Source organism: Shewanella sp. (assembly GCF_047975355.1).
GTDB lineage: Bacteria > Pseudomonadota > Gammaproteobacteria > Enterobacterales > Shewanellaceae > Shewanella.
Genome location: NZ_JBKEDJ010000006.1, coordinates 203,366 through 220,306, shown reverse-complemented (window position 1 = coordinate 220,306; position 16,941 = coordinate 203,366). Strand labels below are relative to the sequence as shown.

General features: G+C 46.6%; 16 protein-coding genes. 11 read left to right on the top strand and 5 right to left on the bottom strand.

Annotated features, from left to right (window positions below):
* The first annotated feature begins 299 nt into the window (after positions 1-299).
* From ACK5NH_RS03685 to ACK5NH_RS03675, 3 genes are all read left to right on the top strand, one after another.
* On the top strand, positions 300-1,004 hold the full coding sequence (locus ACK5NH_RS03685) for a DUF445 domain-containing protein (protein WP_416917839.1): 705 nt from the start codon (positions 300-302) through the stop codon (positions 1,002-1,004).
* Positions 1,005-1,082: 78 nt separating this feature from the next.
* Complete coding sequence (locus ACK5NH_RS03680; RefSeq protein ID WP_416917838.1) at positions 1,083-1,430, top strand: VOC family protein; 348 nt, start codon at positions 1,083-1,085, stop codon at positions 1,428-1,430.
* Positions 1,411-1,617: a DUF1289 domain-containing protein gene (locus ACK5NH_RS03675; protein ID WP_416917837.1), complete on the top strand. Its 207-nt coding sequence runs from the start codon at positions 1,411-1,413 to the stop codon at positions 1,615-1,617. Before ACK5NH_RS03680 ends, ACK5NH_RS03675 begins: the two co-directional genes overlap by 20 nt.
* Before the next feature lie 90 nt (positions 1,618-1,707).
* Here ACK5NH_RS03675 and cdd read toward each other — a convergent pair whose 3' ends face one another.
* Positions 1,708-2,598: a cytidine deaminase gene (gene cdd / locus ACK5NH_RS03670; protein WP_416917836.1), complete on the bottom strand. Its 891-nt coding sequence runs from the start codon at positions 2,596-2,598 to the stop codon at positions 1,708-1,710.
* Between the two features lie 197 nt (positions 2,599-2,795).
* Complete coding sequence (gene sbcB / locus ACK5NH_RS03665) at positions 2,796-4,208, bottom strand: exodeoxyribonuclease I (RefSeq protein ID WP_416917835.1); 1,413 nt, start codon at positions 4,206-4,208, stop codon at positions 2,796-2,798.
* Between the two features lie 175 nt (positions 4,209-4,383).
* On the opposite strand from sbcB, the gene ACK5NH_RS03660 reads away from it, so the two are divergent.
* The 3 genes from ACK5NH_RS03660 (at position 4,384) to ACK5NH_RS03650 (ending at position 6,554) form a co-directional block, all read left to right on the top strand.
* Entirely contained in the window at positions 4,384-5,190 is an 807-nt protein-coding gene (locus ACK5NH_RS03660; protein WP_416917834.1) for a hypothetical protein, read from the top strand.
* Between the two features lie 32 nt (positions 5,191-5,222).
* Positions 5,223-6,038 carry a 23S rRNA (guanine(745)-N(1))-methyltransferase gene (rlmA, locus tag ACK5NH_RS03655; RefSeq protein WP_416917833.1) on the top strand — a complete coding sequence of 272 codons (816 nt, stop codon included), beginning with the start codon at positions 5,223-5,225 and terminating at the stop codon, positions 6,036-6,038.
* A 306-nt stretch (positions 6,039-6,344) separates the two neighbouring features.
* The gene (locus ACK5NH_RS03650) at positions 6,345-6,554 is read left to right on the top strand and encodes a cold-shock protein (RefSeq protein ID WP_011072720.1); all 210 of its coding nucleotides are present in this window, start codon (positions 6,345-6,347) and stop codon (positions 6,552-6,554) included.
* 312 nt (positions 6,555-6,866) lie between these two features.
* Here ACK5NH_RS03650 and ACK5NH_RS03645 read toward each other — a convergent pair whose 3' ends face one another.
* The gene (locus ACK5NH_RS03645; protein WP_416917832.1) at positions 6,867-8,426 is read right to left on the bottom strand and encodes a SulP family inorganic anion transporter; all 1,560 of its coding nucleotides are present in this window, start codon (positions 8,424-8,426) and stop codon (positions 6,867-6,869) included.
* Positions 8,427-8,571: 145 nt separating this feature from the next.
* Positions 8,572-11,841 carry a ribonuclease E gene (gene rne / locus ACK5NH_RS03640; protein WP_416917831.1) on the bottom strand — a complete coding sequence of 1,090 codons (3,270 nt, stop codon included), beginning with the start codon at positions 11,839-11,841 and terminating at the stop codon, positions 8,572-8,574.
* 595 nt (positions 11,842-12,436) lie between these two features.
* Between rne and rluC the strand changes: the two genes are divergently transcribed.
* Both rluC and ACK5NH_RS03630 read left to right on the top strand, forming a co-directional pair.
* On the top strand, positions 12,437-13,396 hold the full coding sequence (gene rluC / locus ACK5NH_RS03635) for a 23S rRNA pseudouridine(955/2504/2580) synthase RluC (protein ID WP_416917830.1): 960 nt from the start codon (positions 12,437-12,439) through the stop codon (positions 13,394-13,396).
* 112 nt (positions 13,397-13,508) lie between these two features.
* Entirely contained in the window at positions 13,509-14,183 is a 675-nt protein-coding gene (locus tag ACK5NH_RS03630) for an HAD-IA family hydrolase (protein ID WP_416917902.1), read from the top strand.
* A gap of 119 nt (positions 14,184-14,302) precedes the next feature.
* On the opposite strand, the gene ACK5NH_RS03625 is transcribed toward ACK5NH_RS03630, so the two are convergent.
* Positions 14,303-14,890 carry a Maf family protein gene (locus ACK5NH_RS03625; RefSeq protein WP_416917829.1) on the bottom strand — a complete coding sequence of 196 codons (588 nt, stop codon included), beginning with the start codon at positions 14,888-14,890 and terminating at the stop codon, positions 14,303-14,305.
* Between the two features lie 285 nt (positions 14,891-15,175).
* On the opposite strand from ACK5NH_RS03625, the gene yceD reads away from it, so the two are divergent.
* From yceD to plsX, 3 genes are read left to right on the top strand one after another with little or no spacing between them, the layout of a single operon-like run.
* Entirely contained in the window at positions 15,176-15,700 is a 525-nt protein-coding gene (yceD, locus tag ACK5NH_RS03620; RefSeq protein WP_011623156.1) for a 23S rRNA accumulation protein YceD, read from the top strand.
* A 17-nt stretch (positions 15,701-15,717) separates the two neighbouring features.
* A complete protein-coding gene (gene rpmF / locus ACK5NH_RS03615) occupies positions 15,718-15,888 on the top strand; it encodes a 50S ribosomal protein L32 (protein ID WP_011072715.1) in 171 nt (56 codons plus the stop codon).
* Positions 15,889-15,903: 15 nt separating this feature from the next.
* Positions 15,904-16,932 (top strand): phosphate acyltransferase PlsX, encoded by a 1,029-nt coding sequence (gene plsX / locus ACK5NH_RS03610; RefSeq protein WP_023267848.1) that lies wholly within the window; start codon positions 15,904-15,906, stop codon positions 16,930-16,932.
* Positions 16,933-16,941: the final 9 nt, after the last annotated feature.

The following is a 16,941-nucleotide window of genomic DNA, read 5'->3' as shown; positions in this document are numbered from 1 at the left end:
ACCTTGAGTGTAGACGATGCTTTTCAATAATTCCTAAGCCGATTGAGAAATGTGCAATTATTTTCCTTAAAATCATTAAACTAAGTTAATGTTAATTAATGAAATAACTATATTCACCCGCCGAACGGTTATGGATTCTATCCCTGAGTGCCCACGGCTTGAGTTTGCTTGGTTTGGCCTATGTTTTATCGATCTTGGGTTAGGTTTCTCATCCCTTTTCAGCATTAGACCTTCATCCCCTTCGCTTGCTAAACTAGCGCCATTTGCAATCGAGTTGATAGCTTAAGAGGGGAGTAAGATTGAATAAAAGTTTAGTGACAAATGTGTTGGCAGCCATTTGCGTGGCATTGGGATACGCATTGAGCCTACCCATTCTGTTTAATGTCGGTTTGTTTGCCTTATCTGGCGCGATTACTAACTGGCTTGCTGTGTATATGTTGTTTGAGAAGGTCCCCGGTTTATATGGTTCGGGCGTGGTGCCATCTCGTTTTGAAGAGTTCAAAGCGGGCATTGCGCATCTTATGATGAAGCAGTTTTTTACTACGGAGAATATCGACCGTTTTCTATCAGAAAAAGAAGGCATTAGCCAAATCGATTTAGCACCTGTGATTGATAAAGTAGACTTAGCGCCGTCCTTCGATGCCTTGGTTAACACAGTGGCCCAATCTTCCTTCGGTGGAATGTTATCCATGTTTGGCGGCACAGAGGCGTTAATGCCGCTAAAAGAACCTTTTATCGACAAGATGAAAGCTGCATTGGTGGAAATGTCCCAGAGTGAGCAGTTTCGCAACTTATTGAAACAAGAGATTGAACAACCGAATGTGATGGCCGATCTGCAAACGAAGATCGCCAATATCGTTGAGCAACGCCTTAATGAATTAACCCCGCAAATGGTTAAGCAGATAGTGCAGGAGATGATCCAGACGCATTTAGGTTGGCTCGTGGTGTGGGGCGGTGTGTTTGGTGGCGCTATTGGACTTGTCGCCGCCCTGGTACAAGGTTAATCTGGGATTAGCCAACATATTTGGAGGGAACTTTGGCTCCCTTTATATTTTGATTACTCATTATTAGCAGGGAAGGTTATGGAGCATCACAGCATTAATTATTTAGAAATCCCCACCACAGATATTGGCAGTTCCAAGGCCTTCTTTAATAAAGTATTTGGTTGGCGGTTTGAGGATTACGGCCCGCAATACAGCTGTTTTATTGATGTGGGGATCACAGGTGGTTTTTATCAGGCTGAGGTGACTTTTAACCTGGAGAGAGGCTGCCCATTGATTGTTTTATACAGTAAGGATTTAGAGAAGACTCAAGCGGCTGTAAAGGCGGCTGGCGGCAGCATAAGTACGGATATTTTTAACTTTCCGGGTGGACGACGTTTCCATTTTTTTGAGCCTGCGGGCAACGAATATGCGGTCTGGTCAGAATAATCATCTCGAACATCCCTGTGTGCGAAATTGCTGTCTCGATCAACAAGATATCTGTATGGGTTGTTTTAGGCATTTGGATGAGATTTTAGCGTGGAGCGCCATGACACAGGCAGAGCGTTATGACTGTTCCTTAAGGATGGCCGAGCGTAAAGCGGTGTTCGAGGCAAAACGAAGCGCAAACCTTTAAGCCGTAAAACGGTTCATTAAGGTTATCTACAAGTAAGAGTAAGAAAGGCGGCGCCTAGCAGTACTAATGCCAAAGCGCCGCTGGAATATTTTAGACTGGGTCGACCACTATATGCTCAAGCTCAATAGCGGCCACAGCGTGTAAGGCATCCATGGTTGCGCCCACTAAGCTGATTTTCCCCTGTGATGACTCAACCAACATGGCGCGGCGGATTTCGCCAAAATTGCGGTTATGCCGAGTGAGATTCGACAAGGCCATCTGCATTGGCAGCATGGAGGGGTTAAACGCCGCGTTTTCAGCGTAGCGACCACAATAGGTTGCGCCATCTGAGGTTTCTAGTACCACAGCGGCGTAACTTTGGGTATAAGGCGCGTAGCTTAGGCCCGCATGATCTAACGCCTCAATCACCATAGGATCGCTGCTATCGAGGGCAAATTCGGTTTCCTGCTTGGCCAGTAAGGGCGACTGCACATTTAAGTCCTTTGGCCCAAACGCGTAGGGCAGATAATAGGACAGTAAATGGCTGTCTTGCGATGGCAAATGGATCTTGATCTGGCCACCCTCAACGAGTTCATTCATAAACTGACGGCAATGACCGCAGGGGCTGGCATTGACTATTATGTCGACAATTTGGCTCTCGCCACTTAACCAAGCGTGACTGATTGCGCTTTGCTCCGCATGCACTGAGTGAAATAGGGCTTCGCCGGGCAACTCTAGATTGGCGCCCATGTAGATGTCGCCACTTTTTCCTTTGGCAATCGCACCGACATAAAACTCGCTGATAGGTGGTTTCGCCAAGGCGGCGGCGATAGGCAGCAGCGCCAGTAATACTTCGGCTTCGGTCATTTTGCTGCTTTGGACTATCTCTGCCAGCTGCTGTGCATCGATATGTCCCGCAAAGTTTTGATGTAACAGGGGAATTAATGCGTCAGCCAATGGGGTTGGCAGCTGGGTTATGCTTCTGATAAATCTATCTTGCATTTCCCGACTCCTTGTTTGTTAAGTTCATGGAAGAACATTCTAGTAATTTTGTTACAGTATAAATGCGAGTTAGTTCGCGTTTAAGCTTAAATTTAACGCCAGTTAGGTTATTGCTGAAAAAAGTTATCAGTCTGGCGTTAAATGACTTTCTTATCTTGTTGAGTTATCTGCTGCTACGCGATTTACTATTCTGCGCTTTAGAGTCCGCGTAGATAGTGACATAGGGCCGCGAGTAGCTTTTGTTTGTGCTCATCGCCCTCGGTATCTTGCAGTAGATTTTCGAGCTTGAGTAAATAATCCTGATCGCTCAAGCGCTGCTGACAGAAGGTGCGCCAACGCTGGGCTTCTTGGTCATCAAGTAGCTCGGGGTAGTTGCGTGCCCGATAGCGAAATAGCATCTCGGGAATCCGTCCATCATCAAACTGTAAATCCAGTGCCGCTAAATTTTGCGGCAAGGTATGGCGAATAATCTCCATCTTGGCTTTATCGGCAGGGCTAAAAAATCCACCCGAATACAGCATTAAGTCAGGATCTGTGGCTGAAAATTCGCCTTCATGCTCAAATAGTTGCGCCAGTTTTTCTCGCAATTCCGGGTGGGTCTTTAAGCGTTTGTATTGTTCTCTAGCAAAGGCTTTATCGATATTGAGTCTTTCTGCTTGGGCATCATCCAAAATCTTGGCCGAGGTAATAAAAGGGCATTTGTTAAGATGAACTTGTTTGACAGGAATAGGTAATTCATCTTCCGCCAGTTCGGTCCTAGGTGTATACATGCGCGTTTTTATCTGCTCAACATCCAGCTCAAACAGCGGGCTTAAATCCATGGCTAAGTTAACGCAAATAATGGCGTTTTTATTACTTGGATGGTGGGCAACGGGGACAATGAGGGTTGTACAACCCTGTAGAGCACTGATTTTGGAACTGACATGGGCAAGTGGCTGCATATTCAACACATCGATTTGTGCGCTCACGGCTTGTTTACGGCGCAGTTCAAAATAGTATTGATATAACTTAGGTTGCTTTTCTTTAATCAGTTTGGCCATGGCGATGGTGGCATAGACGTCTGACATAGCATCGTGAGCTTTCTCATGGCTTAAGCCATTAGCTTGGGTCAGGTGCTCTAACTTAAAACTGGGTGAACCATCTTCCTTTAATGGCCAATGGATCCCTTCGGGTCTAAAGGCATAGCAAGCTCTTACTAAATCAATGATATCCCATCGAGTATTGCCATTTTGCCATTCGCGGGCATAGGGATCGATAAAGTTACGGTAGAAACCGTAGCGGGTCACCTCATCGTCAAATCGTAGTGAGTTATAACCAGCGACACAGGTATTCGGTTGGCTAAAGAGTGCATGGATACGTCCCATAAACTCGGTTTCTGGTAATCCTTTTAAATTGGCTAATTGTGGCGTGATCCCTGTGATTAAAATGGCTTCGGGCGAGGGGAGGTAATCCGTTGATTGTTTACAGTAAAAGGTCTCGGGTTCACTGATTATATTGAGATCTAAGTCTGTGCGGATCCCGGCAAACTGGGCTGGTCTATCCTTGGCCGGATTGGCTCCGAAGGTTTCATAATCGTGCCAAAAAATACTTGGCTGAGATGCTGTATACATAATTTCAATCAAATGACGGTTTTATCGAATGATAGCATCTTAACACTTAAACTCACCGCAATATTCATTAGCAAAAACCGAGATTGGAAATTTATATCGAAAAGATAAACGCTTAATAGGTGATCTTTACCTTGGTTGGCAGTTACAATTCCCCCTTGAACAGGGAATCAGTCATATGCATCATCAATATCTTAATGAACCTATGGTACTCGACGTCGGGCAGACCTCGACGCTGACCTTAACCTTGCCCAGCAATATTAGCGACTTTATTGTGCTTGAGGCGATGGGGGGACCATTGCTCGAGTTGATTGTGGTGTTAGAAACACCGCTGCCGCAAATTGCTGTCCGCTTTCAACCTATTTTGGGACTCAAACTCAATGCTGCAGTGGTTAGAACCACAAGCTCTGTTGCATCGACTTTACGGCATTTAGGGCAAGGCGTTCGGCTTTATCCTCGTCTGGGTACGGCACCTAAATTTTGCGCCCAGGAGCTGCGGTCTGGAATTTCCATTAAAGTGGATGTGCCCGAAGGAATAGCTTTGTCCCTGCAATCGACATCTAAGTTTGAGTTAGTCACACTCGAATCCGATGTCCGGGGATTACACGAGCCTAAAGTGCTAATGATGGCGAAAGCGATTTTAGCGCGGGAATATGACTATAATGCCACTGCCGAATCCCTCGCCGTGTGCTTGACTGAGATCGAGCAAGTCCGGCTTGAGTTGCAAGCGTTTTTGCGGGGGGAGCTGGGACTCTGTCATGCCAGTTTAGCCGAAGAGGCAGTGCGACTCGATCCCTTGTTGCAACAAAAACGTCAATGGCTGTTTCGTACTTATACCCATATGTTCGAGCGCCCCAACTTCAGTCGTGCCGCCAATGACGGTTTGAACATTGATAAAGCCTTAAGGAAGCTCGAATGTTTTGAGCTGCTCGCCTCCCCAGAATTACTACAAATGGTGGAGCGACTCATGGAAGATGAGGCCTAAGCTAGCCATTCCAATCATTTAAGAGTTAACCAATGCAATATATATGTCCTTTGTGTGCTTTACCGCTCACCCTGACTGAACGAACCTGGGGATGCCCGCAGGCACACAAGTTCGACATGGCCAAAGAAGGCTATGTGAATCTGCTCCCCGTGCAGAAGAAAAATTCCAAAGATCCCGGTGATAATCAGCAGATGATGTTGGCTCGCAGGGAATTCTTAAATGCCGGTTATTATCAAAGCTTAAGCGACAGAGTAAACCAATTGGCATTTCAGTATGCTAGCCAAGCTCTGCGTATCCTCGATATCGGCTGTGGCGAGGGTTATTACAGCCATCGTCTATACAATACACTGGCCGCCGATCATCCTTGCCAACTACAAGGCGTCGATATCTCTAAATCGGCGATAAAATATGCCGCCAAACGTTATCCTAACTTAAGCTTTTGTGTGGCGAGCGCCTACGAAATGCCCATTCAATCCAATAGTATCGATTTGGCAATTCGCATTTATGCCCCATCAAAGGTGGAAGAATTACAGCGGATCATGGCGCCTGGAGGGATTCTGATCACTGTGTCACCAGGACCTTTACATCACTTTGCGCTGAAGCAGCAAATTTATGCCGAACCTAGATTACATCCAGAGTCAGATGCAAAGGTAGAAGGCTTCGACTGCTTACATCAAGAGCGGCTTAGGTCACAACTTGAGCTTCATAACAGCCAAGACATTAGCCATTTTCTTGAAATGACCCCCTATGCTTGGAAATTTTCTGCGGAACAAAAGCAAGCATTTGCTCTAAGGGGGTTAAGTTGCGAATTAGATTTTCAGATTGAAGTTCATCGCATTTCAGTCTAGAGATTGATTTTAACCTATTGAAATAAATTATTTAAAATGCTTAACTGTCGATGCTTAAGCCGTAAGAACATGCCGTTCTGCGAGCCGGTAGCAAAACCTTAAATTGGCTTGGTTTAAATAAATTTTTCAAAGTGTCGCAGTGTGTTGACTTATCTTTAGAATGGTTTATAGTTTTACTAGCTTGAAGGTTGGGCTTATATTTATGTGTTCAATACGACCAGTTCGTCCTGTAAACATAAGTAATACCGGCATTTTCCAGCTCCACCGCCGTTAAGGCTTTAATTTTTTATTTACAGGATTTATATCATGTCTCAAGTTACTGGTGTAGTTAAGTGGTTCAACTCTGACAAAGGTTTTGGTTTCATCGAGCAAGAATCTGGTCCAGACGTATTCGTTCACTTCCGTGCAATCAACTCTGACGGTTTCAAAACTCTTGACGAAGGTCAAAAAGTGTCTTTCACTGTGACTCAAGGTCAAAAAGGTCCTCAAGCTGAAAACGTAACCGTAATCGGTTAATTTTCAGTGCTGTTAGCCTAGAGCTAATAGCAATGGATTTAAGAGCTGTGGTTTATTCCATGGCTCTTTTTATTTGTGCTGTTTTTATGTTTTTCTGCTTTTTTATCTTACCCTTGTTTAGCCTGAATTCTTTCTGATTTACTTCTGTTTGTGACCTATATAGACAATCTTTTGAGGTGATAATTAAACCTTCAGATCGCTGGCCACATACAATCATGCGCTGTATATAACAATAAACCCACGGTCATATGGCTAAGCTAAGCTTTAGACCGCGGGTGTGTACTTTTATGTTGGAATGAACTGGGAGTTCATTTATGAGTCAAGCTTATCGTCCGCGACTTTATAGTGGGGATCGTCAAGCAGATTGACTTCAACCAGATCATCTGCTTTGTGAAGCAAGGCTTTACAATCGGCACTTAAATGCACTAAATGCAGCTTTTTCCCCATTGCCACATAACGTTCTGCGAGTGTATCTATGGCTTCTAGCGCCGAATGATCGGCTACGCGAGAATGCTTAAAATCGATCACTACATCCTGCGGATCCTGTGATGCATCGAATAATTCGAGGAAACTAGCCACTGAGCCAAAAAACAGTGGGCCATTAAGCTCATAGACTTTCCAGCCCAAATTATTTGAAGTCACTTTCACACTAATGTGTTTAGCATGTTGCCATGCAAATACCAGTGCGGATACGACTACCCCCACAAAGACTGCAAAGGCGAGATCGGTAAATACAGTCACTGTGGTGACGAGCACAATCACGAAGGCATCATGTTTAGGCACTTTGCCCATAAACTTAAAGCTTGCCCATTCAAATGTGCCAAGCACAACGATAAACATCACACCAACCAGGGCTGCTAGTGGAATGATTTCGATAAAGGATGCGCCAAAGAGGATAAAGGTGAGTAAGCCGATAGCCGCAGTAATACCCGATAATCTGCCTCGTCCACCAGAGTTAATGTTGATCATAGATTGACCAATCATGGCACAACCGCCCATGGCACCAAAAAAGCCGCTAGTAATGTTACCCACACCTTGGCCGATACATTCTTTATTGCTACGTCCACGGGTATTGGTCATCTCATCGATAACCGTCAAGGTCAACAGTGACTCGATTAACCCGACTGCGGCCAAAATGAAAGAATAGGGAAGGATGATATAGAGAGTCTCAAAGTTAAAGGGCACCTCAGGAATGGCAAAGCTTGGGAGTGAGCCTGCGATCGTGGCGTGCTCATCACCACTCATGGTTTTCAGAAAATCCAACACGTTACGAGTGTCTAGATCAAAACCTACAACAATGGCTGTCACGCTTAAAATGGCGACTAAGGATGAGGGGACTGCGGTAGTCAGTTTAGGGAGGAAGTAAATAATCACCATGGTCAGTGCGACTAGTCCCAGCATTAGCACCAAAGGCTCTTGGGAGAGCCAGACTAAATTTCCTGCCGCATCTTTCACTTTAAATTGGCTGAGTTGAGCTAAGAAGATCACTATGGCGAGGCCGTTCACAAAACCTATCATTACAGGGTAGGGTACGATGCGAATAAATTTACCCAGCTTAAAGACCCCCGCACTGATTTGGATTAACCCCGCCAGCACCACTGCGGCAAATAAGTATTGCACGCCATGTTCAACCACTAGGGATACCATAACCACGGCCATTGCACCTGTTGCGCCCGAAATCATGCCTGGACGCCCACCGATCAGGGCTGTCACTAATCCCATAATAAAGGCTGCATAGAGGCCGACCATAGGTTCGACATTGGCGACAAAGGCAAAGGCAACGGCTTCTGGAATTAGTGCAAGTGCGACTGTCAGACCCGAGAGAATATCGGCTTTATGGCTAGATGTTTTGTGGCGAAAGAGATCGAACATGAAACCTCTGTTAATGGTTAGGGTTGGCAAAATAGCCGCGAATATTAGCAAAAAAGCCGATTGAGCTAAACCTTAAATATGGCTTAATTAGCTGAAAATAAAAAAGCCATGCAAGTGCATGGCTTTTTTCACAAGGCCTTGGGGATTATGGGCGAGCCATATCCGATTCGGCGCTATTGCTTTGCTTTAGTTTAGGTGCAGCGGCTTCGGCTGTGGCGGTATTGTCATACTCGCGGCCTTTTGGCACTTCTACCTGTGTTCTGACTTCTACCGTTGGCTTAGTCATCTCTGATGACACCATTGAACCAAAACGACTAGCCGCTTTTGGTTTGCTCACTACGGCTTCTGCAACGGGCACTGCGGTGGTTTGTGTCACAACAGGCTTAGCTTGTGGTTTAACAATGGGGGCTGGTTTTGCCATTGGGGCAGAGGCCACTGATTTTACGGCTTCTTTCACTTCGGCTTTTTCTTCTACAGACGTTACCGCTTCTACAGACTCGGCCTTTGTTTCAGCTTTAGCTTGAGCAACTGTAGTTTCAGCTTGAACCACAACGGCTTCTGCTGCTTTAGCTGGCTCAACAGCAACTTCTTCAGACTTAACAATTGTTTCTGCCTTGTTGTTTACCACAGTCTCTGGTGCTACCTCTGTTGCAATAGCTTCAGATTTGACATCTGTCACTTGCTCGGTAGCAACAGTGTCAGCGACTGAACTGTCCTGGCTGGTTGTTTCAGCCACAAAAATAGCGACATCGACCGTTTCTACTACAGGTGCAGTTGGGGTAGCCGTGGACTCCAGTGCGACTTCGACTGGTTTAGTTTCAGTCTTTTCAGCGATATCTGCGGTTTGAGCTGCAGGAGCAGGATAGTCTTGAGCTTCACCTAGAGCTTCGTTTGGTACGAATTGCGCAGGTGCAGAGGTTCCTTGCTCGTCTTCATCACGGCGACGGCGTTGACCCGCGGCTCTTAGATGACGTGGGCTGCGGCGACTACGACGTTGTCCATCGCGAGATTCGCGTTTAGCTTTATCATCCGCATCGGCATTGACTTCTGCGTTATCTGCATCGGTCTCTGTTTCTGTCTTAACGCTTTCCGTTACGTCGGCAGGGGCTTCGGCACTGTTTTCAACCGCAGGCGCTTCAGCAGCTACGGCTTCAGCATTTGCTTCCACTTGGCTAACCGCATCAGTTGCTTCAGTTGTCTCATTGGCAACTGCGGCTTCTTTGCGTGGCTGGCGGCGTGAGCGCGGCGCTTTTGTTTCTGCTTGTGGTTCCACTGCAACCTCAGCATTGGCTGCTACCACTTCGGCTAATACAGCTTCTTCCTGAATTGGCGCTTCAGTGGTTTCATTGGCGTTGTCGATACGCACTTTACGGCGCATGTTACGGCGCTGACGACGCTCACGGGCCACTTCTTGCTTTGGTGTTTCGTCTTGAGCGTCGGAAACCACATCTTTAGGTGCTTGATTACGGCTCTTAGGCTCTGGTTTAGTGCGTTTTGCATTCTCGTCTTTTTCACGAGCTGGACGTTCCTGAGCCTGTGGTGCATCGGCCGCTTTCTTGGCATTACGCGTGCGTGGCTCGCGGGTGCCATCTTTGGCTTTATCTGCATCTTGGTTATTGCGAGTGCGACGAGTGTCATTACGACGGTTACGACGGTTCGCATTGGCCGCTTGGCTATCAGGCTTCTTGGTTTCTGTTGTCTTTTCAGCCGCAGGTTTATCGCTTGAACTGAAGAAGGCACCAATCGCGCTGAACAATTTGCTGAAGAAGCCTGGTTCAGCAGCTTCGACTTTAGCCACTGGTGCAGCAGCTTGTTCCACTTTCTGTGGCGCAGTAAAGCCTTTTAGGGCTGGCGCTGGCGCAGCAGTACGTTCCAGTTTACGGGGCTCGTATAACTTGGCTTCTGGCTGTTCGATGCGCTTGTAGCTGGATTCATCGATTTCATCGTCGGTGCGGTGACGAATCACACGATAATCAGGAGTCATCATGTGCGGATCTGGGATCACATAGACTTCCACATCATGGCGTTGCTCTGTGATACGAATCGCTTTGCGTTTTTCGTTCAGCAGGAAGGCCGCCACATCGACAGGCACTATGGCTTCGATTTGTGAGGTGTTTTCTTTGATCGCTTCTTCTTCCATCAAACGCAGAATCGACAGCGCTAAAGATTCGGTACTACGAATCGTGCCTTGGCCATGACAGCGAGGGCAGATATGCGCAGCTGATTCTTCTAACGAAGGGCGCAGACGTTGACGCGACATTTCCATTAGACCGAAGCGAGAAATACGACCTAATTGCACGCGGGCACGGTCGTGGTGCACGGCATCGCGCAGGCGGTTTTCAACTTCGCGTTGATGGCGCACAGGCGTCATATCGATGAAGTCGATCACGACCAGACCACCTAAGTCACGCAGACGTAATTGACGGGCAATCTCATCGGCGGCTTCAAGGTTGGTGTTTAATGCGGTTTCTTCAATATCGCCGCCCTTAGTTGCGCGGGCAGAGTTGATATCGATTGAGGTTAAAGCTTCAGTCGGGTCGATAACAATCGAACCGCCCGATGGCAGACGCACTTCACGTTGGAATGCCGATTCAATTTGCGACTCGATTTGGAAGTGAGTGAACAATGGCACTTCGGCTTCGTAGAGTTTTACACGCTCAACAAAATCAGGGCGTACCAGTGCGATATGCTGTTTGGCTTCTTCAAAAATACGTGGGTGGTCGATTAAAATCTCGCCCACATCACGGCGCAGATAATCACGAATTGCACGCACAATCACGTTACTTTCTTGGTGAATTAAGAAAGGCGCCGCTTTGCTTTGCGCGGCTTCGGTAATGGCTGCCCAGTGGTGCTGTAGAACTTTTAAGTCCCACTTCAGTTCAGTCGATTCTTTGCCAACACCCGCGGTACGCACGATAAGCCCCATACCCGCTGGGACCTCTAAATCGGCCATGGCTTCTTTTAATTCGGTGCGCTCGTCACCTTCGATACGGCGAGAAATACCGCCAGCACGAGGGTTGTTTGGCATCAAGACTAAGTAAGAACCCGCTAAGCTGATAAAGGTCGTCAGTGCAGCACCTTTATTGCCGCGCTCTTCTTTGTCAATTTGAACAATAACTTCTTGTCCTTCACTGACGACTTCTTTGATGTTTGGGCGACCTTGGAAAGAATAACCTTTAGGGAAATATTCTCTGGCGATTTCTTTTAGCGGTAAAAAGCCGTGGCGCTCGGCACCATAATCAACGAAAGCGGCTTCTAAAGAGGGTTCTACGCGGGTAATTTTACCCTTGTAAATGTTGGATTTTTTTTGCTCGTGACCAGGACTTTCAATATCCAGATCGTACAGTTGTTGCCCGTCAACCAGGGCAACACGCAACTCTTCTGATTGAGTTGCATTGATTAACATACGTTTCATGATGACGTCATTCTTCTTTAAATGGAGGTCATCAAACAATCGCGTTTCGCTGCATTACGGGCCTAGCAGTAGGTCAACGAAGCCTCACGGCTGGTGGCTAGGCAAGGTGCGCATTACTGTTAGACGCAGTCGCTGCGTGTCGCATCCTATTTATGGCTTATTTTTTAATGATTACAAAAACAAGGAATTCGTTGTAAAACATCAACCAACCCCATAAATTCTTTCATTTCGTTCCGGTAATGCCCAAGTCGAATCGGTTTGTCTGACGACAAGTTAAAATATATTTCGAAATCGGTGAGAAAAACTTTAGATAAACCTAGTCAAAGTAAGGTTAGATTCTCGATTTAATCGTAAAAAACGCATTTGTGGTATTTTTACTCAGTATACGATTTGCAAATCAATGAGTTGCTATCAAGAAAATCTTTTTTAATCTATAAAGCTTTTCACTTGGGACTGGGACCTTGTGAACACTTTATTCACGGCTTATCCCTAATCGCTGGTGAAATATAGCAATAATCAAAAAATTCAGCAATGGAAAGGCACAATTCTTCTTAAGTGTTGTACAATGGCCGCCGTTTTAAGCAGATGGCACATCATGAATACAGAATCTCCACAGCTACAGGTGCAGTTGATCACGATTGACGAAGACCACCTCGACCAACGAATCGACAATTTTTTAATCACAGTGCTAAAGGGCGTTCCTAAAAGCATGATTTACCGTATCGTCCGTAAGGGCGAAGTACGGGTGAATAAAAAACGCATTAAGCCCGAGTACAAATTGCAAATGGGTGATGTGGTCCGTGTACCGCCGGTCAGAATGGCTGAGCAGGATAATCGCACCGCGCCTTCGGCAAACTTGAGCAGAGTGTCACAGCTTGAAGACCGTATTTTGCATGAAGACAATCATCTGATCGTATTGAATAAGCCTGCGGGGATTGCGGTACATGGTGGCAGTGGCGTCGATTATGGTGTGATTGAAGCGCTGCGCTCCTTACGTCCGCAACAGAAATTTTTAGAACTGGTTCACCGTCTGGATAAAGATACTTCTGGCGTGTTACTGGTTGCGAAAAAACGCAGTGCCCTTAAGCATATGCACGATCAACTGCGTCAAAAAAAGATGCAGAAGGATTACTTGGCCTTAGTCAAAGGTGAGTGGTCAGCGCAGGATAAAGTGGTTAAACAGCCACTATTAAAATTAACGCTTAAGTCGGGCGAGCGTATCGTTCGAGTGAATGCCGAAGGCAAACCCTCGGAAACGCGCTTTAAAATTGTACAGCGTTATCAAGGTTGTACGCTGGTGCAGGCGAGCCCTGTGACAGGACGTACTCATCAGATTCGGGTGCATTGCCAATATATGGGACATCCTATCGCCTGTGATGAGAAATACAGCGAGCAGGCTTTCGATGACAGTATGCGCGCACTGGGGCTGACGCGACTGTTTTTACATGCGGCAGAGTTGATGTTTATTCATCCTGAAAACGATGAGGTGATGCGAGTTTCAGCGCCGCTCGATGATAATTTGCAGCAACTGCTAGGCAAGTTAAAGCGCGCTTAGCGTTTTTTCTGCACCAATTACCCACGGATAACCTGAGAGCGTGAAAGTGTCAGTGAGTCATTCAACCCCACGAAAATATGATTTAGTGATTTTTGATTGGGATGGCACGTTAATGGATTCCATCGGCAAGATTATTGTTTGCATTGAGAATATGGCAAGGGCGCTGGTGTTACCTGTGCCTTCAGAAGCGGATATTCGCAATGTGATTGGCTTGTCGATGACGAAGGCGTTACAGGTGTTATTTCCCGCAGGTTTGACTTCAGTGCCGTCGCGTATCGGATGTGCAAGCAGTGCAGCACAAGAAAATGCTGCTCAAGCGCTTGTGGGCACCGATGATTGCTATATTAAGATGCGCGCCGAGTTTAAGACGCAGTATTTGCACCTTGATACCACGCCAACGCCGATTTTTAACCAAGCCCCCCAATTACTCGAATCATTATCAACTGCAGGGTACCAACTTGCCGTCGCGACGGGTAAGGCGAGAGCAGGCTTAGTGCGCGTGTGGGAGCAATCCGGCTTAGGGCACTACTTTATCGCTTCTCGCTGCGCCGATGAGGCGCAGAGTAAACCTGATCCAGAAATGATCTTAAGTCTGTTGCAGGAGTTAGGCGTTCAGCCTGAACGAGCCCTGATGGTCGGGGATTCTTTACTGGATTTAACCATGGCGGCAAATGCGGGCATCGACAGTGTGGGCGTAACATATGGCGCCCATAGTGAAGATACACTACGGCAGGCGAATCCCATCGCCTTGATAGACTCGCCTGAAAAACTGTTGCAGCATTTATAAGCACCAATCCATCAATCAAAGTACCTTTGGCCGATATGGACAGAAGTGTCACCTAGTTTGCATATCACATTGGTTTAGGTCGTTATTGCTGTAGTCTCGCCTATATAACTGCCTTAGGGCTAGTCAGCTAAGACATCTATTCCTTGGTTAAGCAGCATTTCCGTTAACAGGATTAAAGGTAACCCAATCAGAGTATTAGGGTCGCGTCCCTCTAAGCGATTAAACAAGGCAATGCCTAAGCCTTCACTCTTAAAACTGCCGGCACAATAAAACGGTTGTTCTTTGTCTACATATGCAACGATTTGCGCTGCCGTGAGTTCGCGAAAATGCACTGTGAAAGGTTCGACTTGAGCCGTCACTTCTCCAGTCTTCGCATGGTAGAGCGCAAGGCCGGTATAAAAGGTAATGACTTTACCTGAGGCTTGGCTGAGCTGCTTAATCGCATTCTCTCGATTTAATGGTTTACCGATGATCTTGCCATCAATGACCGCAACCTGATCGGAGCCAATGATTAATCCATGTGGGAAATGAGTTGCACCAGCTTTGGCTTTGGCTTTGGCAAGCCTTAACACTAAGTCTTGGGCTGACTCATTTGTCATTGGGCTTTCATCGATATCTGGATTGCAAGATCCAAAGGCTAAGCCTAACTTTTGTAATAGTGCTTGCCGGAATACAGAGGTGGAAGCGAGGATTAACTGGGGCGTCATCGTTAATAATCCGTAAGAAAACTGCACCTATTGTCACCAATCGGGATGATGGAATGCAAGTCGCGGTAACATAAGCCGCCACTTTAAAGTCGCAAATTAGGTATTCTTTCGGTGAGTGCGGCTATTTTAGACGGCTAGCGCTTGTGCGCCGCCCCGTGCTTGGGTAAAATTTCGCTTCCGTTAATTCAATGTTGGGGCTAGAGAATCATTTAAGTCGCAAACTGGGACTTAAGTTAGAAATTTTTCTTTGACTCTAGCGTTTTCAAACTATAATATGCGCGCCTTATGCAAACAGTAAAGATACCGGTTTCAATTGATCCTATTCGCGCCGCCTCGAGCCGTTCTACCTATGAGGGGATAGTGCCAGGGCAGCAATTGAAAAGATTAAATGAGTTATGTGCCGGCGACTGTTCCGATGTGGCAGTGTCGATTGAATGTGGCGTAGATTTGCAGGGGATAGTCTACCTGAAAGGGAAGGCTGTGACGGAGCTCACTCTGGTTTGTCAACGTTGCATGACACTATTTACCACTGAGGTTACGGTCGAGTTTTGCTTCGGTCCATGCCGGACTAAGGCAGAAATCGATGAGCTCCCGGATGCGTATGACCCAATTGAGTGCAATGAGATTGGCGAAGTACGTCTGCATCAATTGATCGAAGATGAATTGATAGTCGCTATGCCTATCATCCCGATGCATGAAGAAACTGATTGTAACATCGGGTCAATGGACATAGTTGTAGGCGAGATCGAACCCGCTCAAGAGGAGCGTCCAAATCCGTTTGCAGTGTTAGAAAAACTGAAGAGCAAGTAATCTAGGAGACAGGGCCAATGGCTGTACAACAGAATAAAAAATCTCGTTCTAAGCGCGGTATGCGCCGTTCACATGACGCACTGAGCACCGCTCAGCTGTCTGTTGACGCTACCAGCGGTGAAGTCCATATGCGTCACAACGTGACTGCTGATGGTTTCTATCGCGGTAAAAAGGTAATCAACAAGTAATTTGTTGGTTTCCTAATGACGAGTCTGACGCTCGCGTTAGATGCGATGGGTGGCGATCATGGCCCCCACGTCACGGTGCCTGCAGCCTTGCGGGCACTAAAATCTCACTCTTCCCTTAAAATCATTTTAGTCGGCGATAAGACTGAAATTGATGTCTATCTGCGTCAAGCAGAACAACCGTTACTCTCACGTATTGAAGTCATTCACACCGATGAAGTGGTGAGTATGTCCGATAGACCCGTGCACGCTTTACGTACCCGCAAGAATAGTTCGATGCGCTTATCGATTGAATTGGTGCGTGACGGAAGAGCTGCTGCGTGTGTGAGTGCGGGCAATACTGGTGCCTTGATGGCCATGGCCAAGGTGTTATTGAAGACCTTGCCCGGTGTAGACAGACCCGCGTTGGTCAGTTGTTTACCCTCGGTCACGCAAAAGCCAGTTTATTTATTGGACTTAGGTGCCAATATCTCCTGCGATTCAGAAACGCTTTTCCAATTTGCCGTGATGGGCTCTGTGTTGTGTGAGGCGGTGGATAAAAAATCCCGCCCGAAAGTTGCACTCCTGAATGTGGGCACAGAAGAAATCAAAGGCAACGATCAGGTTCAACAAGCGGCGCAAATACTGCAAAACACCGATCAGATTAATTACACCGGCTTTATCGAAGGTGATGAAATCTACTCGGGCAATGTGGATGTGATCGTTTGTGACGGTTTTGTGGGTAACATCACGCTCAAAACCTCTGAAGGCATTGCCAAGTTATTGGTCCATCAGTTAAAACGTGGCCTAACCCAAGGTTTCTTTGTGCGTTTTTTGGCAAAACTCATTGCCCCACGCATTCAGGCGGTCCTCAGCCAGATGAACCCCGACCACTATAATGGTGCAAGTCTGATAGGATTGCGCGGCATAGTTGTAAAGAGCCATGGAAATGCGGATGAAACTGCCTATTTACAAGCAATTAGTTTGGCAGTGACTGAAGCGCAACGTCGACTCCCCGAAATGATAAAAGATCGTTTGGAGTCGATTCTTTTAGATATAAATAACTGATTCCTCCTT